General features: G+C 58.4%; 26 protein-coding genes. 2 read left to right on the top strand and 24 right to left on the bottom strand.

Annotation, left to right across the window (positions count from 1 at the left end; genetic code table 11):
- Positions 1–444 precede the first annotated feature (444 nt).
- The 3 genes from BLU28_RS19635 to BLU28_RS19625 all read right to left on the bottom strand — a co-directional run bounded on the left by BLU28_RS19635 (position 445) and on the right by BLU28_RS19625 (position 2069).
- On the bottom strand, positions 445–789 hold the full coding sequence (locus tag BLU28_RS19635) for a hypothetical protein (protein ID WP_077987330.1): 345 nt from the start codon (positions 787–789) through the stop codon (positions 445–447).
- Positions 786–977, bottom strand: a complete 192-nt coding sequence (locus BLU28_RS26385) for a YajG family lipoprotein (protein ID WP_175477710.1) — start codon at positions 975–977, stop codon at positions 786–788. Before BLU28_RS26385 ends, BLU28_RS19635 begins: the two co-directional genes overlap by 4 nt.
- Before the next feature lie 165 nt (positions 978–1142).
- Positions 1143–2069, bottom strand: coding sequence for a glycoside hydrolase family protein (locus BLU28_RS19625; RefSeq protein WP_077987329.1), 927 nt, complete (start codon positions 2067–2069; stop codon positions 1143–1145).
- 245 nt (positions 2070–2314) lie between these two features.
- On the opposite strand from BLU28_RS19625, the gene BLU28_RS19620 reads away from it, so the two are divergent.
- A complete protein-coding gene (locus tag BLU28_RS19620) occupies positions 2315–2623 on the top strand; it encodes a hypothetical protein (protein ID WP_223215388.1) in 309 nt (102 codons plus the stop codon).
- Between the two features lie 25 nt (positions 2624–2648).
- On the opposite strand, the gene BLU28_RS19615 is transcribed toward BLU28_RS19620, so the two are convergent.
- From BLU28_RS19615 to BLU28_RS19580, 8 genes are read right to left on the bottom strand one after another with little or no spacing between them, the layout of a single operon-like run.
- Complete coding sequence (locus BLU28_RS19615) at positions 2649–3044, bottom strand: hypothetical protein (RefSeq protein ID WP_077987328.1); 396 nt, start codon at positions 3042–3044, stop codon at positions 2649–2651.
- Between the two features lies 1 nt (position 3045).
- Positions 3046–4833 carry a hypothetical protein gene (locus tag BLU28_RS19610; RefSeq protein WP_077987327.1) on the bottom strand — a complete coding sequence of 596 codons (1788 nt, stop codon included), beginning with the start codon at positions 4831–4833 and terminating at the stop codon, positions 3046–3048.
- Positions 4833–5060, bottom strand: coding sequence for a hypothetical protein (locus BLU28_RS19605; protein ID WP_077987326.1), 228 nt, complete (start codon positions 5058–5060; stop codon positions 4833–4835). The genes BLU28_RS19610 and BLU28_RS19605 overlap by 1 nt, the downstream gene beginning before the upstream one ends.
- A gap of 18 nt (positions 5061–5078) precedes the next feature.
- Positions 5079–7937 (bottom strand): phage tail protein, encoded by a 2859-nt coding sequence (locus BLU28_RS19600; RefSeq protein WP_077987325.1) that lies wholly within the window; start codon positions 7935–7937, stop codon positions 5079–5081.
- Positions 7938–7995: 58 nt separating this feature from the next.
- Positions 7996–8424, bottom strand: coding sequence for a GNAT family N-acetyltransferase (locus BLU28_RS19595; protein WP_077987324.1), 429 nt, complete (start codon positions 8422–8424; stop codon positions 7996–7998).
- Positions 8424–9089 carry a hypothetical protein gene (locus BLU28_RS19590; RefSeq protein ID WP_077987323.1) on the bottom strand — a complete coding sequence of 222 codons (666 nt, stop codon included), beginning with the start codon at positions 9087–9089 and terminating at the stop codon, positions 8424–8426. The genes BLU28_RS19595 and BLU28_RS19590 overlap by 1 nt, the downstream gene beginning before the upstream one ends.
- A 9-nt stretch (positions 9090–9098) precedes the next feature.
- Entirely contained in the window at positions 9099–9743 is a 645-nt protein-coding gene (locus tag BLU28_RS19585; protein WP_077987322.1) for a hypothetical protein, read from the bottom strand.
- Positions 9744–9746: 3 nt separating this feature from the next.
- Positions 9747–11690: a phage tail length tape measure family protein gene (locus tag BLU28_RS19580; RefSeq protein ID WP_077987321.1), complete on the bottom strand. Its 1944-nt coding sequence runs from the start codon at positions 11688–11690 to the stop codon at positions 9747–9749.
- 11 nt (positions 11691–11701) lie between these two features.
- On the opposite strand from BLU28_RS19580, the gene BLU28_RS19575 reads away from it, so the two are divergent.
- On the top strand, positions 11702–11950 hold the full coding sequence (locus tag BLU28_RS19575) for a hypothetical protein (protein WP_077987320.1): 249 nt from the start codon (positions 11702–11704) through the stop codon (positions 11948–11950).
- A gap of 187 nt (positions 11951–12137) precedes the next feature.
- On the opposite strand, the gene BLU28_RS19570 is transcribed toward BLU28_RS19575, so the two are convergent.
- The 13 genes from BLU28_RS19570 to BLU28_RS19510 all read right to left on the bottom strand — a co-directional run bounded on the left by BLU28_RS19570 (position 12138) and on the right by BLU28_RS19510 (position 20406).
- Positions 12138–12521 (bottom strand): gene transfer agent family protein, encoded by a 384-nt coding sequence (locus BLU28_RS19570; RefSeq protein WP_077987319.1) that lies wholly within the window; start codon positions 12519–12521, stop codon positions 12138–12140.
- Positions 12521–12970, bottom strand: coding sequence for a phage tail tube protein (locus BLU28_RS19565; protein ID WP_077987318.1), 450 nt, complete (start codon positions 12968–12970; stop codon positions 12521–12523). The genes BLU28_RS19570 and BLU28_RS19565 overlap by 1 nt, the downstream gene beginning before the upstream one ends.
- Before the next feature lie 21 nt (positions 12971–12991).
- Positions 12992–13369, bottom strand: a complete 378-nt coding sequence (locus BLU28_RS19560) for a DUF3168 domain-containing protein (RefSeq protein ID WP_324615476.1) — start codon at positions 13367–13369, stop codon at positions 12992–12994.
- A 29-nt stretch (positions 13370–13398) separates the two neighbouring features.
- Positions 13399–13821, bottom strand: a complete 423-nt coding sequence (locus BLU28_RS19555) for an HK97-gp10 family putative phage morphogenesis protein (RefSeq protein ID WP_077987316.1) — start codon at positions 13819–13821, stop codon at positions 13399–13401.
- Positions 13818–14168 carry a phage head closure protein gene (locus tag BLU28_RS19550; protein WP_077987315.1) on the bottom strand — a complete coding sequence of 117 codons (351 nt, stop codon included), beginning with the start codon at positions 14166–14168 and terminating at the stop codon, positions 13818–13820. Before BLU28_RS19550 ends, BLU28_RS19555 begins: the two co-directional genes overlap by 4 nt.
- A complete protein-coding gene (locus tag BLU28_RS19545) occupies positions 14143–14334 on the bottom strand; it encodes a hypothetical protein (RefSeq protein ID WP_045534040.1) in 192 nt (63 codons plus the stop codon). Before BLU28_RS19545 ends, BLU28_RS19550 begins: the two co-directional genes overlap by 26 nt.
- A 9-nt stretch (positions 14335–14343) precedes the next feature.
- Positions 14344–14925 (bottom strand): head-tail connector protein, encoded by a 582-nt coding sequence (locus BLU28_RS19540; RefSeq protein ID WP_077987314.1) that lies wholly within the window; start codon positions 14923–14925, stop codon positions 14344–14346.
- Between the two features lie 3 nt (positions 14926–14928).
- A complete protein-coding gene (locus BLU28_RS19535) occupies positions 14929–15120 on the bottom strand; it encodes a hypothetical protein (protein WP_077987313.1) in 192 nt (63 codons plus the stop codon).
- Positions 15121–15185: 65 nt separating this feature from the next.
- Positions 15186–16394 (bottom strand): phage major capsid protein, encoded by a 1209-nt coding sequence (locus BLU28_RS19530; RefSeq protein WP_045534037.1) that lies wholly within the window; start codon positions 16392–16394, stop codon positions 15186–15188.
- A gap of 28 nt (positions 16395–16422) precedes the next feature.
- Positions 16423–17088, bottom strand: a complete 666-nt coding sequence (locus tag BLU28_RS19525) for an HK97 family phage prohead protease (protein WP_063950524.1) — start codon at positions 17086–17088, stop codon at positions 16423–16425.
- 5 nt (positions 17089–17093) lie between these two features.
- Complete coding sequence (locus tag BLU28_RS19520) at positions 17094–18323, bottom strand: phage portal protein (protein WP_077987312.1); 1230 nt, start codon at positions 18321–18323, stop codon at positions 17094–17096.
- Positions 18320–20002 (bottom strand): terminase large subunit, encoded by a 1683-nt coding sequence (locus BLU28_RS19515; protein WP_077987311.1) that lies wholly within the window; start codon positions 20000–20002, stop codon positions 18320–18322. Before BLU28_RS19515 ends, BLU28_RS19520 begins: the two co-directional genes overlap by 4 nt.
- Entirely contained in the window at positions 20002–20406 is a 405-nt protein-coding gene (locus BLU28_RS19510; protein ID WP_077987310.1) for a helix-turn-helix domain-containing protein, read from the bottom strand. The genes BLU28_RS19515 and BLU28_RS19510 overlap by 1 nt, the downstream gene beginning before the upstream one ends.
- Positions 20407–20917: the final 511 nt, after the last annotated feature.

The raw sequence follows: 20917 nt of genomic DNA, 5'->3' as shown, positions 1-20917 counted from the left end.
GAAGGTTGCAGTTAACTACCTCGACGTCGACAACGTTGACGACGACGTAAACGGCTTCATCCGTCTGCAGCGTTCGTTCTAATCTGATCTGACATTGTCAGTGACGGAAGCCTCGGCAGAAATGCCGGGGCTTTTTTTTGCTTGAAGAATCTCCAAGACATACACATCAAAAGATTGTATTATCTTCCTCGATGTTCTGGCGAAGATCCACAGCCGAGAGGCTTTCGCTAGTGATCCCAGTCACCCTCCTCGGCCCGGCCCTGGGTCGAGGAGGACGGGCAACACCCTCCAACCAACGCAAGCTTAAAATAGCGTTCCGCCACCTTGATCTCGCGACAAGGTAGTGTTTGAATACATTCGCTCCTGTGGGAGGGGCTTAATCGGGCCTGCTTGCTACCTCCAGTGGTGGGCAGGCCTTTTACTTTGGCTCTTTGCGACGCTGTTTTATGGGTTTCGCGTCGTCCGCGGCTTCGACTGATTTTCAACGATCCTGTCGACGCGCATAGTCATTTTGTCGACCGCATCCTTCACGGCTCCAATCGCTCCCATGATCTGCTCCGTCTGCTCCCGAAGGCCGGACTTGGAAACATACGTTTCGGCCACGTGCAGCCTATGGGCAGCAAGCTCCTCTCGCGCCAGTGACGCCATCGCCGACGCAGCTGACGCCGCTGCAAATGCCTCCGTCTTTGCCGCGCCGATCTTCGCGTCAACGTACTTCCACAGGCCGAAGATAAAGCCGAACACCAGCACGAAGAAGCCAACGGCACCCATGATTTCGGCGCCGGTCATGGCTTCACCCCGCACAGCTTCTGCAGCTTCTCGTTTTCAGCGAGGATTTGCCGCTTCGTTTCCGGCGTCATCTGGTCATCGAGGGAGGGGCGCACCGGCCGGGCGATGTCGCAGTAGCTACCGCTTGTCGCGCATCCACTTGCCAAGAGCGTCATCAACGCCAGCGTCATCCAGATTCCTGATTTCATTTTCGACATCCCCGGCCTTCTTGATGGCCTTGGCGTTAGCTGCGGCCTGTTCGTCTTTTGCCGCGGAGCGCCCTGCCCTTTGGCCATACAAAAAGACGCCCGCGAGAATCGCGAGCGCCGTACCGATTGCGGCTAGGTAGCCTTTTAATTTCGCCCACAAGAGGATCAAACCACCACCTCCTTGCCGCGCCAACTGTTCCACCGGCGAGCGATGACATCGCGATTGCGATAAGCGACATAGGCAACAGCAGCGACAGCGACGCCGGCAACGATCCACCCCCAAGGAAGGCCGGCGACAAAGGCTAACAAGCCTGAGCTTGCAGCTGAGCCAACACCCTTCGTTACGGCTTCCCTTGCCGCAGATGCGTCACGGCGAAGTTGCGCGAGCGTGGCGGGGCCGATGATTCCATCGGCGATCAGGTGTGGATGCGCCTTCTGGTAAGCAATCACTGCGGCCTTGGTCTTCTCGCCCATCCAGCCGTCGATAGCGCCGGGATTGAGGCCAGCCGCCGTCAGCAGCTCCTGCGCTTCCTTCACAATTGGATCAGGCTGCTCAGGCGGCTCGGTGGTGGCTTCCTTCGTCGCGCTAGCTACGCCGGTGTAGATACCCTTCTCAAAAAGCAGGGCCTCTTCTTTGCGGCGGCGTACGAGCCCCGGCAGCTTCTTGCCTTTCGCCGTGTTGTAATTGGCCGCGAGATGAGCGGCGGCCTTTTTGATCTGGCCTTTGCGCCAGTATTCGGCCCATGTCCACTTCATGGCGCCGACGCCGAGATTGAAGGTGACAGAAGTAGCCGCGTCGAGCTCGTGCTGCTTGCGGTCGGCGGGAGAACCGGCAACAACAGCGGGCACGTATTCAACGGCAAGCACGGCATCGAGGATGGCATCGCTTTGCGCGGCCGTGATCTTGGTCTTGCCTGGCACGAGCTTGGTGATGCCGATTTTGGCAAGCTCGCGTCGCACGGAATCGCTGCGCATCGTAAAGCCGGTTCCGATCGTCGGCACCCCGACAGGATCGAGATAGGCGGTAAGCGGATTGCCCTCATGCAGGCGCACGAAAGCCCTCCCCTGCGTGGAGATTTTGGTGATTGGCATTTGGTTGTCCTAGTTTGGGTATTGTTGGGAACGTTCGGTCGGTCGGCGCGTTTAGACGGCGCCATGTCCCCAATTCATGGTTTAAAGACCCGCGCACACCCGTCCCCCTCGTTGCGCGGGTCTTTTTGATTCGTATCGCGGGCACCAGATCATTCACTGACGGTTCAGGTCTGACTAAGCATTCTCGTGTTCATGGAACCGAAGGCACCGACGCACGTTTGAGTGCCTCAATGGGAGATGACATCATGAAGCTTCTGACCGCAGCAGTTGCGCTCGTATCTGTCGGCATTCTCAGCGGATGCGTTGATGACAGCGGGTATCGCTCTGGCGGCTATTATTCGTCAGGCGTTTACTATCGCTCCTACGATAGGGATCGCTACTACAGGGACCGCTATTACCGTGACTATGATCGCAGGGATTGGCGGGATCGCCGTGAACACAGAGAGCGACGCGACGATCGTAGAGATTGGCGGGGCGAACAACCACGCCAGCCGGAATCCGGCGGCAATAATCGCGTGATACGTCCGCACATCTTGTATCGAAACGCTGATTGACCGCCGATGCTGGGACAGCGTCTGGTTAAGACAGCGGCCAAGCGATGGGAGCGATTTCCGTAAGGAACTGCTCGACGGTCGGCTGTGGCCGCTCGCCGGCTTGAACCTTGGCCAACTCGCCGTAAGCGTAGAACCAGACGTTATCCCGCCATGCGACGAAGGCCTGCGCCTCTGCCGCCCATTTCGGCTTTGTTGATCCGATGTAGGAGGCAAGTGTTACGCCGTCGCGGAACTGCTTCTCGCGGGCAGTTTCATCGACGAGGTTCTGGATGGCGTTTTCGTAGTCGGTGATGGTGACCGGGTTGAGGAAGGCGATGACTTCGGGGTCGCTATCATCCATTGGCTCTTCTGCAAAACCTTCCTGGAAGTTTGCATAAATACCGACGATAGCCCCTTCTGATATTTGGACGAAAATATTCATCTTATGTCCTTCCCCGAGTGTCTACCCATCCGACCGTTAAAACGTTGTTTTCAGTTACTGTTCCGGATACAGAAAGAGAATATCTGATTTGTCCGGATACGTTCGTGAATAGGCCTCTTATAAAGGGTATAGCGTTGCCGCCGGCATCAGATCTGCCAAGCACATTGTTTACGGTGGCATAGTCACCATCACCACCCTGCGCCAGCATGAACCCGCCAGAGCCCACCACGAATGAAATTCGCAACAAAGCTTGTACTGATATCCCCGTCGGAACAGATAGAGATAAAAGCACATTAGTAAGTGCTGTAACTCCAGTTTTATCGCCAACGGGCGTCACATACAGAAATTCATCTCCTCGCTGCTTTATTTGAGCCAGAGAACCGCCAACCCTAATCCATGACGCTACGCGTCTGTAATGTGTGAATCCCGCCGGATAGTTTGGCTGCGTGGTAGGATCGAGCGACTTGGAGAAACCGCGCGATACGGTTGTCCCGTTGCTGATAATAAAGCAGTGCCACGTGCCGTCCGAAATAGCAGTATCGAATCGGCCACCATTGCCCGAGCCGTAAGCCACGTCGAGCTGTGCAGTTCCAGCGGAGTGCGTCATCATGATTGGCGAAGCCGCAGAACTAGCGACTACGCAAGCCGGGAAGTCCAAGTCATTTGTGGCGTCAGCAACGTTATTGGCGAGGTTAGCCCCTGGCGAGATGTAACCGGCAATAGGGATGCCAGCCTCCGCAGGCGTGCTCGCCTTGATCAGTTTACCCGTGGTGTCTGCAAACGTGGCAATTGCGTTGTTAATTGCCCCAGCAGGCCCAACGACATCACCAGTCCCCGAGCCATCCGTCCCCTTACGAGCCAGCAGCCGCCAGTAGGCGTTGCTTTCGACCGGCAACACAGGCGGTGCGTTGCCGGTGGTCGGCTGGAGCGCAAGCCACGTCGAGCCATTATTGAGAACGACGTCGTTCGCCTCATATGCAGTTGCGCCGCTATATGTGCCGCGATCCACCACGCCAGCCGTGCCGGAGCGAGCGAACAGCAGCCATTGCGTGTTCTCAGTCGTCGGAAGCGTCGGCGGCGCGTTTCCAGTCGTGGCAATCTTGGCGATCCACGTTGACCCGCCATACTGCACGATATCGCGGATCGCATAGGCCGTGCCCGCGCTGTAGTTGCCGCGCTGATTGACGCCGGCAGGACCGACAGGACCAGTCACATAAGACGGCGCACTCCAGTCACCCGACGTTGCGGAGTTTTTGAAGTAGAGCGCCGACCGACCATCACCGATATCGATGACGAGAACGGAGAAGCCAGCGGCAGCGCCATTGTAAGCAGCCCTGCCCGCAAGGTTCGCCACCCAAGTGTCATACTGGACGCCTTGAACCAGCGCCGCCTTGTTGATCGTCCCGAAGACGCCCGGTCCAATACCAATCGGAATGTCATCCGTGCCGACCGAGATTTCAGACAGGCTGTCGAGATTGCCATTCGACAACGAAGCCAGCAGCCGACGCATAGCCTCGACTGCGGCAATCGTCGGCGAGGTCAGCTCGACCTTGTAAGGCCCATCAGTCTGCGCGGGCCCAGGCCAATCATCGGCAAGCAGCAGTTCCGTGTCGCTTATGATCTGCTCGATAACGATCGGGCGGCCAACGTGGATGCCGAACTTATCACCGACCTTGATCGGGGTCAGGCCAGCAACTTCCGTCAGCCAGCCGGTATCCGTTCCAGTCACAATGCGAGAGCCGACAGCGACGGTTGCCGTGCCGTCGCCATACCATGTGGTGTTAGCCATTATTCGGATGCTCCGTTACCGTTATCGACGGGATCGCCCTCACCTTTCGCGAGGCGAAGATCGGCTTCAAGGCCGTTGATCTTGTCGAGAAGGGTTTTGTTTTCCTGCTTCTGCATCACGAGATGCTGCCCGAGCAGCAAAGTCCGTTGCTTCAGGAACTCTTCGCGCACTTCTGCTTCCTGCAGCGCGACGAGAGCGTCGACCTGCATAGTGTTGCCGGTTGTCATCTTTCACCTGCTTTGATGTTAGCGCTTAAAGACCAGCGCCGTGATTTCGGAGATTCGGGTGCCGCTGGTCAGAGACCCCGACGGGCCGCCGATACTGTCCATGCTGAATGTCGTCTGCGTCCTTCCAGAGGGAGGACGGTAATTGACGCTCGAGTTAACATATGCCGTCGCGCCTCCCTGTACGGACGAACTGTGTGCAACATCGATGACGTTGCCGCTCTCTAGGAGCCGCATGGTAGCTGTTGCCAATCCGGGCGGGTCCACAGTTGTGCTCATTGTGCCTCTGGTTTTCCAGAGGAGTAGTATGTTAGGGGCGCCAGAACCGTGCGAGACAGTGAAGCTCTCGCCGGAGACTGTGAATGCTCCAGTTATCGCCCCTTCGGCAATATTCGACGTGCCGACTTGGAGATTGCCGATATAGGCTTCTTCAATGTTCACGTTACCCAAAACCGAGGTGAATGCCGAGAGCTTGTTGACCCTGATGTCATTCGCGTAGAGCACGCCATCCTGCACCGTGAAGGGCCGCTTGATAGTCGCCCCGTCGTCGCTCGCGACAACAAACTGGCCAGCCTGAACAATGACGCGCGTAGGCAAAGCCGGGTTGGCGGGGACATCCAACAGCAACGACGCGGCACGATATGCGCCATCATTCACTGCGGCCGTCACGCCATACCGCGCTGCGTATCCGGAAGGTGCAGCGATAGCAGCCCAAGCCACATTGACGAACGCCGAGCTGCCGCCCAGTGCTGCCGTTAGCGTTTCGACCTTGCCCGCGACGGCCATGGTTTCGTTGACAGCAAGCTGGATATCCTCACGATATTCAGCGCGGGCCGCGCCAAGCTCGACAGAAAGTTCTCTGGCAAGCTTCCGAGTGTCTTTGTACGCGACCGTCGCCAGTTCCATCTGGGCGGTGATGAGGCCGTCGATGGCATCCTGTGCTGTTCGGGTGCTGTTGCGCAGCCAGCCCAGCGCTTCCTCAACACCACTCAGATCGATGTCGACAAACACGTCCTTGTCAGAAAGCAGGATGTTCGGCGTGATGACGGGAATAAACCCCGACCACAACACCGGCCTGTCGCCTCCAGGGATGTATCGCCCGCGGACAACGTAGCTTTCGGCCGGAAGGAGGCTTTGCGAGATAAGCATCGAGCCAACCTGCGGCTGGTCTGTGCGGCCTTCGGAGACCTTATCCAGCGTGGCCTGTAGTCTCACCTCGTATTCGATGCCGATCACGTCATCGAGGCGCCCATCGCTGTTATCCCAGGTCAGCCGAATAGCCGGCCGTCGATCTTCGCCGGAGCTATCTTTGACCGTGGCCGGTTCCGCGAACCAATCCACAATAGGCTGTGGCGTTGGGCGGATGACGCCAAGCTGACCGTCAACGGGCGGCTTGAACTCGGTATCGCTGCTCCAGTCGTAATCGGACGGGTCAACCTCAGTGATGTCTATCATCACGTCGAGATTGGCGCGATCGGCAACGCCGTCGATCCGCATCAGTTTGGCAATGTAGCCGTTGCGCTCTGACGTCCACGAGAACACCGTTCCCGGTGTTGCGTAGGCCCAGAACTTTGGCGGCAGCACAATCGTATGCCTTCGGAAGCGTCGAGCCTCCTCCAGCGCCGACTTCATCAAGCGCTGAACCTGCTCCGGATAGGGAACGAAGTTCAGGTCGACGTCAGCCATCAGGCGGCGATTGCCGTCGATCGCTTCAAGGTCCGTCCGATAGAGTGGCGGTGCGGTCTTGGCGACCCAGCCATCGGCAGGCGACGGATAGTTAGCAGAAACGCCGTTGATCGTGTCAGCCAGCCCGAGGAACGGTGTAAATTCCTGCTCTTCCGTCGACAGGATATCATCGTCCGTGAAGGCGATAACGGGAGCGTCAGGTGCACCGGAGTGGAGATAGTAGACGCCACCGACTTCCGAAATCCTGCCTTGGCAAGCTGTAAGCAATGCCTCTACGGCGGAGGTCAGAGGCGCATCAACCTGAATTTCGCCGCCGCTGCGGTAGGTGTTTACCCATCCGGTTGATTCCAGCGTGCCGGCTCGATGCTTCTCGATCTGCGCAATCCACGCTGCGGCAGGCAGGCGTGAAGAGGAAAGGTTCTGCAGACCATAGAACCACTGACCGTTATAGGTGATGCCGCGCAGTAGATTGTAAATCTGCACTGCCGGCAGGAAATCACCGTCGCCGCCCCATGTCCCCGGATCTGCATAGCGCTGCGGACCAGCACCGCCTTGCGTGCTGTCGCGCGAGATATCGTAGAGGCGCAGGCCTTCCAGCACGAACTTGAAGGACGGCACGCCCGAAAACATGTTCTTCGAGACGCGAGCCGTGACGATCGCATAAGCAACGCCGCGCCCGATGCGATCCGGGTTCCACCACCTGTTGCCGTTCGAAACCGACGTAAACAGGAAGCTATCGGCCGTCGTCTGCGTGCCGTCGTAAAACTTGACCCAGAGGCTGTCCGGATACTGGTTGACCGCATAGCCGCGATCCGTCAGCCCTCCGAGCGTCACGAGCTCGCCATTAACCCAGACCTCAGCAAGGCCACGCACGGGCAAATCCGACAGAGCGATAACCTGCGTTAGATAGGCGTTCGGCGTATCGCCGTCCTGCCCCCAGGTATTGACGAACACGAGCGAACCAGCGGTAGCCGTGCGGCCCATGATGAACGAGCGAGCAACATCCCCGCCGCCCTGCAGTGTGCCGTTGATTGAGAACGTTGGGTCTTTGGGCTTGCCAGCGAGCGATTGCGCGAGAAGGCTGACGCCTAGGCCAACGGCAGTTTTCAAAAGGAACGCGCCGACTGCACCAAGGCCGCCAATAAAACTGCCCACAGCCGTAAAAACGGATGCAATAGCCGTGAAAATAGCCATCGATTTTCCTTGGGATGCGCGATGCGCGCGGGGCGCGGATGGCGCCGAAGGAATGCCGCTAGAGCGGCTTCATGAAATGTGTTTCGACAGCGCTGTAGCCGCGCCGCTCGTAGAGGCTGGAGACGTCATTGGTTGCCAGCGAAGCCATGCCGGCAGAGACACAGCCGACTGATCGCGCCCACGTCTCGTAAGCATCAAGCATCTTGATCGCTCCCCGACCGCGTGCCGATGGAGTGACGTACCAGACCGTTTCCTTGGCAATGTGCCCAGCGCCGAAGGGATGTTCAAACGCGCACGCCATCAGGACGCCTCGCGCGGGATCGCCTGCGACAAGAACGCAGGCCTTGTCCGACGCCAGATGCTGCTGAAACAGCCTGTCGGCATATGCCGCCTGGAATGGAAAGGTGAACCCTGCGGCCTCGTGGCTTTCCCGAAGAAGTGCCACAACGCGGTCACGGTCCTCGCGCTTTCCGAAGCGAACATCCATCAGAATATACCGAACAGCTTCTTGCGCTTCTTTTGAGTGGCAACCTTGCCCTTTTCGGATCCCCAGAAGAACTCCCACTCGGACGAGGTGTCCGCATCGGTGTAGAAAGCATCGCCAGCCTGTCGCAGCACTTGCGTGGCGTGACTGCGCGTCGAAGGATTGGATCGCGTCATCTCCTGCGTGTGGCTGGCGCAAACCATCGTCACACTGCCTTCCTCATTCTCGGAAGGAGTGTTGATCGTGATGGTGTCGACAAAGCCAACGAAGCGGCATTCAGCCGGCGCCACCATCTGGCGGCTATCCGGGTCGAACAGGCCTCGGTAGATCTCGACGCGGGCCTGACGGCAATCGTATTGCCGCACCAGCGTCTGAACGTGCTCACTGACCTGAGACAGGCGAATGTTGACGTTTTGGACAGAAAGGTTGGCAACGAGCGGAATGTCATCGATCTGCACCAGCGTGCCGGAGCCGTACCAGTCACGCGTGACAGGCAAGCCTGTGTCGGGGTGCACGATCGCCGCAGACACGTTGCCGACATCCGACCACATGCCGTCGGTAACCGGCGCACCGGTCGTTCGATCGCGCGCAACGAACCATAGGAAGTCACGCGCCACCAGTTGCCGCGCCTCAAGCGCAGCAAGGTTTTCTGCTGATATGTATCTCATTGATACCCCTTACCGGGCTTCAATCGCCTGAAACGTGACCGTGCCGCGACCGGTGGCCATGTCGGCTGTTGTCGAGATCGAGCCGGGCACGATCGCCATGATGCAGGAAGGCTTGACCAGCGTAGCGGCGACAGGCGCCGTAACGCCCGGCCATAGATGCGGGCGAACCTCGAACTGCGTTGTCACGCCACTGCCGTTAGCAGTCATGGGCTCCATGACCATGTGCAGGTCTTTGTCGCCAATCTGGATGTAATCGCCTACCGAGACCTTGTAGCCAGCAGGCAGGCCCGACATCGAAATTGCCTTGCGGTTACTCGCAATCGTCGCCACCTGCCCCACCCCGGCGAATGCGCCGCCGGTTGGCCAGCTGCCGTTCGGATGCGCCATAGGGAAACAGCGAGACTTCGGGAATGCGCGAAACGTCTTGAGGCCGTTTTCCAAGCTCGTCAGCCGCGCTCGCCAGTAATCCAGTTCGTTCGGCTTCATCGATCGCGATTGCGCCGTCATCTGCCAGAGCGGCGATCCCATGTCCTTAACGACGGTTCGGCCACCGGCCGTGCGCGATTGCTCCTGCCGCCAGAGCAGATTGAACTCCGTCGACCAGCCTGGGAACTCGTCGAAGAACGAAGTGGGGAGCGGGTATGTGATTGTCATGCCTTACCCCAACTTCACGTTTCGTTTCTGAGCCGATCGGACGGCGGCTTCGACGCGGCCTTGCATTTCTGCACCCTGCTTTGCGACAACCTTTTCAAGCCTGGCCACCGCGGCAGCATCGGCTCCACGCGCGTCGATGACGGGCGCATAAGTGACAGCGACTGGCGACGACTGAGAAGTCGTTCCGCTACGAGGAATGATGCGCTCGCCCTTTTGGAGGATTGCGGGCACCTCGTCGGGCTTGAGGCCAGCGATACCGCCATTGTGGTAGCGTGGCGCGCCAGCGAACACCGATGGCGACACGGATCTCCCATGGCCATAGCCATCCCGGCCCGCAATGCCGCCAGAATGGAGAATGCCGGGAATAAGCTTGCCCCCGAACAGACCACCTTTCCCGAGCCCGCCGCTGAATAGGCCATCGAAAGCAGAATCCAACAGGCGGGAAGCAACTCGATCGAGCGCATTGGCGAGTATATCGGCTCCATTTTTTCCGTCTCGAAGATCGGAGACGATACCCTGGAGGACATCGCGGCTGGCGTCCTGAAGTTCCAGCATCGCATCCTTGCTTGCGAGAATGGCTTCCCGTTCCGCATAGGTCTGCTCGACCAACTCCGCGATTTTCGCTCTCTGCTCCTCCGTTGCTACTGCTCCGGCTTGGCGGAGCGCATTTGCCTTCGCGCGCTCGACATCCGTCGCGCCGATCATATCCTGCTCGAATTGCAGCTGAGCTATCAGCTCTACGACGGCCTCTTTTTCGCGCTTGATCTTTTCGGCAGCTGCGTCGCGTGTCTTGCCACCCTTCCGGCCAGGCAGTCCCTCAAGTTCAATCAAGGGCCTGCGTTCTGGTGTCGGGCCATTGTCAGGGAGGGGGAACTGTGTCCCTTGGATAGTCCCGTCCGCCCCGAACTGGCCTTCCTGACCCGCACTTCTCCACGTCTTGGGGTCGTTCATCAAAGACTGGGCTTGCGCAATGGCCTTGTTGTTCGCATTGACGGCCTCTGAAGATCCGAGGGCCGACGCAGCCAATTCGTCAAACATCTTTCTGAACTCGGCAATAGCAGGGATGCCAACGCCCGATATCGCAGCGGCAAGAGAATCCTGGACCTCCTTAACATCACCCACTTTGACGGATCCATCATCAGCAGCGTCCGCGAATGTCTCGAAAGCCTCTTGGAGGCGGAGGATCGTGGAGCTCTCTTCGCCAGCCAACCGAAGTTGGTTAGCCAAATCATCAACCGCTATGCGCGCATCAACAATCTGCGTCTTGGTGTCGGCCAGTTCGCGCTCATTGACTATACTCCCGGCCTGCGCGAGTTCCGTCGCTTTTCTGGCCCTCTCAAGCTCGTCGGCATACTCCTTCAGGGCTGGGATGGCATCACCCCATTCTTTAGCAAGGCTTCTGATCAATTCTCCTTGCTTTTGCAAAGCCTCTTCAGATTTCTTGCCCTCAGAAAGAAGGCTTGAGAAATACTGGATTGCTTCGCCTCCGAGCCCGATGATCGCGATGGTCGCCAACGATACAGGGTTCAACAGAGAAGTGAATGCGCCGGCAAGAGCGGAAACAGCCCCTCTCGCACCGACGCCAGAGCCCAATGCCTGATTGATCTGTGTGCCCTGCTGAAGGGCGATGAGGAATGGAGACTGCCCCCCGGCAAGCTGAACACCGATATCATTTAACTGCGCTGCCAGGTTGGACGTCTGCACGGTCGAGGAACGCATGGCGTTCTGATAGCGGCGAGCACCTTGTTCCGCGGTCGTAAATGCCCGATTGGAATTCGCAGCCACATTATTGAATGCGCCGGATGCTGCTTTATCAATCCCACCAAAAGCGCTCTCGATCGCTTTGGTGTCGCGCTGGGTTTGGCCCACAAGACCTTTAAGCTGGCGCTGAATTTGTCGTACGTCCGCGCTGATGCTAAGAACAAGCTGTTCGTTATCAGTAGCCACCGGGAGACCTCATGAAGTACGCAATAGCAATAGCTGTCTTGATTGCCACCCAATCCCCATCGATGAGCCAGCAACGCACGCCTCCCCCAATCCCAGCCGCTGGCGACAGCGAGCAAAAGAAAGTGGAGGTATGCAAGGAATCGATCAGTGAAGAGATTGGCTGGCAGTTGGGCGAAGCGAAGAGGCTAAGAGACTGGTGCCGAGACAACGGTTACATCACTTATCAGCAACAGCTTGAGGCTGAGAAGATTGTGAAGTGACGTCAAGTCGACTGCAGCCACTCGAAAAGATCGTCTTTTTCAGCCTCAGAAAGTTTCTTGTCGCCTTCTGGGTCATTCATCTCAATGAACCCGTCCAAGGCTGCAAGATACTCAAAAATTGAGAGGGACATAACCTGTTGAGGTGACATGCCCATCGCTATGCCATTCGCGATGATGGCGGCAAACCTTATTTTCCCGTTTGGGAGCGGGGCTTCCGCTTTGCCCGATTTGCCGCCGCCGATTTTTTTCCGACATCCTCCTCCGGCGATCCTACCACGCCAGCGCCGAGTACCCTTTGGGCTATGACGAGGTTTTCCAGCGGGCGCCGTCCCTCGACCTCGGACGCGACGAGTTTAATGGCAGCCTGCTGGTCCATCCCTGCGCCAATTAGGCCCCACTTGATGACCTCGGAAATGTCCTGGAGGCGCCAGCGACCAGTTAGGAGCCGATCGAGGACTAGATAGGGGCCAGCGTCACAGGCTTCCTGGATTTTCATCAGTTCGCGCCATGAAAGCTTGAACGGCGTCATCTGGCCATTGAAGGCCAGTTCGCATGAACCGTCGCGGCTCATTATGGCGTAGCCGGCGTTACGGTGCGGACCATTTCACCATCGCTCTGCATCGAAACATTGAGAGTGGCGCGACCCGCATTCGCGGCTCCAGCTTCGAGGCTTTCGATCTGCATCGATCCGGTCCACGTCACAGTTTTGGCCGGGAACTCCCACTCGATCTTGACCGGGACGGATTCGAGATTTTCCCAGGCATCAAGCCATACTTCGACGCTTTCTTCGGCAAGCACCCCTTCGCCAGATACAGTCATCGAAAGTGACGTCGCATCACGGCCTACCCAATCGACCTTATCCGGATCGTCGCAGTCTGGGATGTTTACCTCTTCGAGGCCCTTGTTCAGCGTGATGGAACGCTGCGTGAAGCCGCAGGGCGCAGAATACACGATCGGGCTGGCATCATTGCCAATAAGGACGCGAAACTTGCCCCCTTTGATGGTGGTAGCTTTTGCCATGGTTGCTATCTCCTAAGGCGATTAGGGTTGTTCCGCGATGCCTTCGAAGGTCATCACGGCATGCGAGGTCAAGCCATCCTCGTCTCGGAAAGATCTGGTTTGACGGTGATTGAAGAGGACAAGAGCGTTTGTCGGCAACTCCAAGTCCGGAGACTTGAGTGCTTTGCGAACCGCGTCGCTTATAACCTTGCTCTGCATGAAGCCGGGATCACGAGACCAGACGTCGATGTCGATCGATAGTTCGAACGCATCGATGCAATCAGCATCATCACTGGTCTCGTCAGATGGGCCGATAGTTATGTAAGGGAACGCCGCACCATCTGGCACCTGATCGTAAATCCTGTTCCCGACCAACGCGGAAACAGCCGGTGTCGCCCTCAGGCGCGTGACAATAGCCACCTGAAGCTCATACGATGGGGAAGCCATGATTAGCCTTTTGCCTTGCGGACGGCTTTGCGGACAGCCGCTGCCATCTTGCGTTTTATCTTCGGTCGCTCTTGGCGATAGGTCGGGAAAATGTGCGGCCGCTTGGCCATTTTCACGGTGCCAAACTCAAGGAAACGCCAGATGAAGTCCGCAAACACGCCTGTCGCATTTGGGTCTTTTGTCTGGTTGTTCAGGCCATTTCCACCAATCGAGCGCTCTTTGGGCCTATTGGCCAAGAGATCAGCCTGGATGCTGGCCTGATATTTTCCAGTGCGAGGCCCCGGCGCGCGCGGCTTAATCTTCCCCGCGAGTGACTGCGCACTTTCGATCTGGGCCTTCGCCAGCTCCTTCTCCGCTTCCGGCACGATATCGTTGAGCAGCCGCATTGTCTTTTCGCGGCTGAGGAACTTCGCTTTGACCTTCATCCGCTTGCCACGCCACTCTGACAGAGGAAATCAAGCCACTGGCGGTCATTGGTGGGCGTCACGTCGCGGATGTTGAACTCGGTTCCCGTTCGAGCATCCCTCACCCGCCAGTCCGTATCCACTGCCCGTGTCTGCGAAGACGAGCGAACGAATATGACTTGTGTGTGCTGCCCTTGAAGGCGATCAGCCATGACGCTTTCGCCGCCGCGCAAATGCGCGAAGCCCGCCCGGACCTCAAACTGCTCGACCCACTGACCAACAAAGACGCCATCTCCCCGGTCTATTTCTTCGCGCTTGTCGAATGCGACACGGTGGAACAGATCACCGGCTGATCTCGGCTTCGCCATCCTGCTTTGCCTCCGCGTCTTTACCGGCCCACTCAGCCTTACCGGCGGCAACGGCTTCTTCCGCGCATTCGCGCCTTACAGTGCCCTCCCAGCCCGCCTTGTAGCCGATTGTGCTCTGGGGCGTGGGTTTGTAGTCGTAATCGTGCTTGAAGCGTACACGGGCCATCTGGGCCTCCTACAGCAACGGTCGGCGCCACTTGGCAATCAGGGCGCGTTCCATGTTGGCGATTGTCTGGCCGGCATCGGTCGCAGTCTGCTCATATCCGATCTGGACGCGGGCGATGATGGCGGTAAGGATGTCGGCCGGCACGGTTGGCTTGTCGCCTACGATAGGCCAACCAGCGCGATACTCGATCGAGATTGCGGAACGCGGCGCAAGATCACCTGGCATGGTGAAGCCATCCACGAACCGGACATGTGATCGGCCAGCGGCATCTGTCTCCACGGCATAGTCGGTCGACGGGATCTGCGTCTCGGTCCCGTCGTCGTCACGTGTCTTGACGCCGTCTACTGCGATCACGGGGCCGAGCGGAAGCCGCAGGCACTGGTCATAGCGATCATAGCTCTGCCGCCAGGTTTGCTCGACAAGGCAGATTCCCAGCATACCAGTCCAGCCCTCGTAGTGATCGACCGCCGACTGGATGAGGCTTGTCAACATTTCGTCATCATCCGCGCTGTCGACGCGCAGGGCCTTCTTCACCTCTTCGAGAGAGACTGGCAGCGCTTCTGGCGCAGTAACGCGGACGGGACGGTGCATGGATCAAGCGCTCTTGTTTTTCGGGGCGGCCTTCTCGGCCTTGTTCGACGGTGCGGGCTCAGCCTTGGCTTTCGTCTCACGCAGCACGCCGTTGTTGATCAGGTGCTGAACTTCGCCCTGCGCGGCTTCGCGGGTGTCTCCCGGCATATACATCTTGTCGCCGAAGTGCTGGCGAAGGACTTCATAGGTTTTCATGATGTTTCTCCTTCGGTTCATAGAGAGGGCAACCGAAGCTGCCCTCCTTGATGAGCCGAAGCCGTTCAGGTCACGCGACCGAAGTCGCCATAGATGAAGGCTTCAGGGCGGTAGACCGCCAGAGCGAGACGCTCTTCCGCAAGGATCGTGATCAGGTTGCGGATGAAGTCGTCATCGACGTAGGCCGCCTCGATCCGGGCATCCCAGCGGTCGAAGACCTGGGCACCGAGCTTGAACGCGCCGACGAGAACCTTGTCGACCGTCATCGCCTGGGTTGCCACGACGGGCAGGCCCCACAGCGTCGGGCTGATGGTGCCCTGTGGATTGCCGATGATGTAGCGGCCGGTGGTGTCCTTCAGTGTCTCGATCCACGCCCAATCGCTCGGGTGCATCACGATACCGGTGGAAGGATACTCGGCCAGCGCCGCCTGGAGCATCATCAGACGGATCATGTCGATGCTGGTCGGAGAAGCCAGAGTGATCGGCGCCGAGTAGGCGGTTGCCTGCGGGATGATACCGTTCAGGTTCTGGCCGGTGCCATCGCCGTTCAGCAGCTGGTTTTCTTCCACATAGGCGAGGCCGTAGAGGAGGCGTTGGTCGATCATCGAGCGAAGCTGCGAAATATCGTCCAGAACCTGCTTGGATGCCTTCATCCAGTGGGCGATCACCTTGGCCGACGTCGTCACCAGATCGAGCTTGAGATCGGACGAAGGCTTCAGAGCGCCTTCGGCGACACCAGCCGCGTTGTTGGTGAAGCCGGTTTCCTTCACGTATTCCAGGGTGTTGCCGTCCATCCGGCCCTGCGAAAGCAGGTCGCGAACGGTGAGACGGCGCTGGGGCAGCGGAAGGATGCCAGGCAAGCGAGTATTGGCGATTGCGTCACCAACGGAGCCGGCAGCATCAGTCGTCGCCGACGTCAGAGTTGCCTTCACCTTCAGGTCGGCGCCGCGCGCGCTCTTGGAGAACTTGCTGTCCTGGAAGGACTTGAAGCCTTCCGATTCAACGAACTGCTCACCGAGAGTTTTTGCGGGATCGTCACCGCCCTTGCCGCCGCGGGCCATCTTCTGCTCAAGCTCGGCCATCTGCTCGGTCAGGCCGTTCATCTTCAGAAGGGCTTCGTCGGCCTTTTCCTTGAGGGAAGCCGTCAGTTCTTCGCCGGACTTCGCTTTGCCAAGGGCTTCCTCGGCAATCGCCTTGACAGCGTCAACCGCCTGGCGCTGCTCGGCCTTGATCTCGGCGGCGAGATCGGCCACCGACTTGTTTTCGTTGCTCATGGTTTTCTCCTAAGAGCGATGTTGGGGATTAGCTGGCTCGCAGAGCTTTCAGGAACGCAGCCGTGTCATTCGCCTTATCGCCCTCGGAATCGCTCCGAATGGCCTTGGCATAGCCGTGCGAGGCGATCGCAACAGCCATGCTTTTCGGAACCCCTGCTTCACGCAGGATGTCCTCGAAATCCTTGATCGGCATGGGATCGCCGTCGCGCAGTCGACGGGCGAACTCATCCATGCGCTCTGATTTGACGCTCTCGATCCGGGCCCGGCGGTTGGCTGGGAATGTCACCGGAGAGATTTCGTACAGATTGAGCTTTTTCAGGAGCCGTACGGCGCCGTCTTGATCGGTATCTTCCTCACGATAGCCGATGGACAGACCGCCGATGGCCTTGTTTTTGGCAAGCGTGTGGACCTCGCGCGCCCGCTGGATATCAAGGAGGAACCGGCCCTTGCCCCACAGGCCCTTTGCGTCCTCGGCCAAATCCTCCCATACCCCGATCGGCTGGTGAGCATCATGGTTCCAGAGCATCAGGACGTTGGAGCCTTCACGCTTGTGCTTGGCCAGGCTCTCAACGAAAGCGCCGGGCATCACCTTTTCGCCGTAGCTGTCGATGTTCCCAAAGATGGAACCGTAGCCTTCAAAGGTGCCGTCTTCCGACAGGTCTTTGACCTGCAGGGCGAAATCCTTCGTTTTCATGTCGTTCATTCCTCGTTGGGAGGGGGCAGTTGGGTCTGCGTTCCGGCCTGAGTGATCGGAACGTTCTGCATCTGCATACGCGGCACATCGCCGCCATCGACGGCAGGCATGTTTTCAAGCGCTCTGACTTCGTTGATCGTCATCCAGCCATTGGTGAGGCCAGACTGATAAAAGCTCGCCCTTGCCGCGCTATCGCCTCGTAAGAGGCCTTCAAGGTTGAACTCGATTGTTATTCCGCTGGCTCGGTCTTCCGGCTTTAGCAGTTGCTTCTCCAGCGCCTGCTCGATGCGTTTCAGCCGGCGGCGAAGCGTGAACTTCTGGAACGCCAGGGTTTGCTGCTCAAGGCCCGTTCCCCAACTGGTGGACTTCTCAGTCCGGCCAACCATGTGAGGAGGCACGCCAAAGAACCGGCATATTTCCTCGACGGAGAAGCTGCGAGATTCCAGCATCTGCGCGTCTTCGGGGGATATTGTCAGCTGCTCCCATTTGGTGCCGCCTTCAAGGACCAGCGGCCTACCGGAATTAGCTGCCCCCAGGAACTTCTCTGTCAGCTTGCTTTCTGCCAGTTGCCTCTGCTCTGGAGAAAGCCACTCCGCAAACGTCAGCACGCCAGATGGACGTAGGCCATTCTTGAACATCCCGCCAGCGGAGCGATCAATGGCCCGCGCCAGACTGAAGGTGTTCCGGCCGAAGTGCAGCGTCGACATGCCCCCAAGCGGGTTGCCTCCGAAGCCGCGGATATGCATCATGGCACCGTCTGTCTCGACGTAGGACTTGCCGTCTTCCGTCCAGCGGTATTCGATCGACCCATTGCTCAGCCTGCGTACTGAAACAAGGTTCGGCGCGACGGGATGAAGGCCAGAGACTTGGCCGCCGCTGCGCTCGATGCGAGCATAGGCGTTGCCCCACAGTTCGAGCGAGGCACTGACGAACTCCCAGAAGTCGACCGCCGTCTGGTCATAGTTCGGGCTGTCGTGAAGCACACGATAGAGCCGATGGTCGCGCGCCACTGTGCGCTTTCCCTGCGCATCGGTGCGATAGACCATCAACGGCAGGCTGGCGATGGTGCCGGCAAGCAAGTTGACGCATGCCCAAACTGCCGAGAGCGACAGCGCGGTGCCGTCCGTCACCAGCTCGCCCGCATCGCCGCGCATCGCGTCTGGATACCAGCCATCCGGCTCGCGAACTGTCAGGCGCCTAACAATCGCGCTCTTGATCTTCTGGATTGCGTTCACGCTGCACCTGCCAGGCTCTTGAAATAATCGTCCATTCCTGCCCCCGGTGCTTCTGGGTTTCTGCTCATGACTGTGACGGCGTCAAAAAGCGACATGACAGGGTCAATCTTTGCATCGCCCGCATTCTGTTTCGTCGCCCGAATGGCCGTAGCCGTGGGCTCGATCTTCAGGTTGGACACGCACCAGTCCATCAGAGCGGACGGAGCATGCTTCAAGGTGCCGTTCGCAAGCTTGCGCTCAGCCGTCTTGATGCTGTTCATCATCGCATAGCCCTGTGGGGCGCCGACGAGATTGCCAGCCTCTTGCGTCACGTCGATTTCGGCCAGAGCTTCGATCATCTCACCAAGGCCAGCCGGGTCCACAGCGACCGAGGCCAGCAGCCCGCGGGCCTTGATGTCGGAGATAATCTCCACGATTTCGGAGATGTCCTTTAGCTCGTCATCAACGATTGTCAGCAGACCGTCCCGCTTGAAGTCGTTTAGCTTCGAGGCGATCGACTTTCGACGCTCCAGTACGCCCTTGTGGCACCACGCATGCGACCAGGACAGCCAATCACGGGGTCCGCGTTCGCGTCCAAGCACCGTCAGACCGAAAAGGTCATCGAGGCCGCCGCCGTCGATACCGACCACGACAACCTCCGACCTCTCCAGAATGCTCTCCAGATCGATCCCTGCGTCAGCTTTGTCTGCCCAGAAGTCAGCACCGGCCCAGCGGTTGGACCGGAGGTTCATTCCGATCTCTACGTTCAGGTGTTTGGCCAAGAACGTGTTGCGCGTCTCGCTGTCCTTGGCGACTTCCTTGACCAGCTCCTCCTCGATCCACTCGGCGCTAACGGAGCGGCCGAGGTTCGGGTTTGTGATGTAGAAGTTCTGCGGGTCGAGATACGATTCCGCCTCGATCATCGCCTTCGGAAACTCATAGATCACCCCAAGGCTCTTGCGATCGGCAATCTTGCCGTCCCGCACGTCTCGGAAGTAATCGAGCTTTGCCTTAAAGACGCCCGCTGGCGGCGCATCGCTCTGCGTCGACAGATAGATCACAAACCCCTCTGGACGCGACACAAGGCCGCCTGTGGCCTCCCTGAGCATGGCATCCGCATTGTTGCGCTTGCCGAAGATCCAGAGCTCGTCCACGAGTACAAAAGCAGCCTTCTTGCCGCCAACCGTATCGGTGTCAGCAGCGACCACCTTCAGCTTTGCGCCGGTCACGCGATGGGTGATCGTGCGAAAGTTATCCTGAATGTGCAGAAGGTCCGTCAGATCGGGATCAGCGCGCACCATGTCCGCGGCCGGTCCATATGAGTTGTTCGCAATCTCGATCGTCGGCGCCAGGATCAGGAGCTCTGCCGAGTGTCGCCAGTTGCGGATCAGAGCCGTCAGCATAATGCCGGCGGCGATGGTCGACTTCGAGTTCTTCTTCGAGATCAGCAGAAAGAACTCGCGGATATTCCGCTTGGCCGTCTCATGGTCATAAGCGCCGAAGATGGCCTTGACGAAATCGAACACCCACTCCTCGCAAGCCTTCCCGAACGTCGGGCTGCCAGGGGCATCCACGATCTTGAGAGACTTGAAGACGTCAAGCGCCGCGTCTGCTTCCTCAGGGAACAGGGGATCGAACGGGATGAGCGATTCACCGGCGACGATGCGCCGTTCCCAATCCTGACAGCTTGTGTCCCACATCAATCATTGCTCACGATCAGCTTTGGCGCAGACGGCGTTGCAAAGCGGCCGCCGACGCTATGGGCGGCCAGCTTTTGCTCTTGCTTCTTGCCAATCTTCTCCGGCTTTGGAGCGCGTTTCTCGTGCGCTTTAACGGCGCCAACCTGCTCCAGCATCTTGTTCTGAGCGGTCACATTGCCCTTCATGGCCTCGGAATAGCGCGCCATCAGGATATCAGCGGTCACCTTTGCGCTCGCAATTTCCATGTCAGCAGAAAAATGCACCACCAACGTCTTCACCGAAATGCCGATCGCCTCTGCAATTGCCTCCTGAGACATGCCGCTCGCCCGAAGAACTCGGACTTTGCTGCGATCATCATCAGAGGGCGCAAAAGGCAGCCGACCGCTGTTTTTGTTACCTGCCATGGCTCCAAATTCTCGCTTCGGTAAAAAAATTGTGCGCGTGAGTGGGTCGCGGGTCTAGAAAGACATGCCTTTTCAAGGTTTTGCCTACCCCCCCCGGTATTTGCTTTAGGGCTAGACCTATGCACGCCGCTCTTCGCGTTGCTTGTCGCTGTTATGACAGTGTGCGCACAGCGTCTGGAATGGACCAGACCAGAACCTGGCCTCATCTCCCCCATGTCTCTCCGTGTGATCGCAGTGCAGGCCGTTCTTGGAGACATCGACTCTGCCGCATCGCTGGCAGGTGAAATTATCCCTTACCAAGATCGACCATCTGAGCTTCTGCCATCTGCTGGTCTTGTACCATTGGCGCCATTGCTGCGAGGTATCGCGCTCACGGTGCCTTGCCTTCTCATCCCCTGTCGCTCTGCCTATCAGTGGTTTGATGGTGGCGATCTGTGGACGAAGGATTTTAACGACACTGTGGACGTTTAGCGCACTCTTGCGACCTCGCGTCAAATTTGATTTCCTCTAA

It is taken from the genome of Agrobacterium pusense (assembly GCF_900102105.1).
GTDB classification, from domain to species: domain Bacteria; phylum Pseudomonadota; class Alphaproteobacteria; order Rhizobiales; family Rhizobiaceae; genus Agrobacterium; species Agrobacterium pusense.
This window is presented reverse-complemented; position numbering and strand designations above follow the sequence as displayed.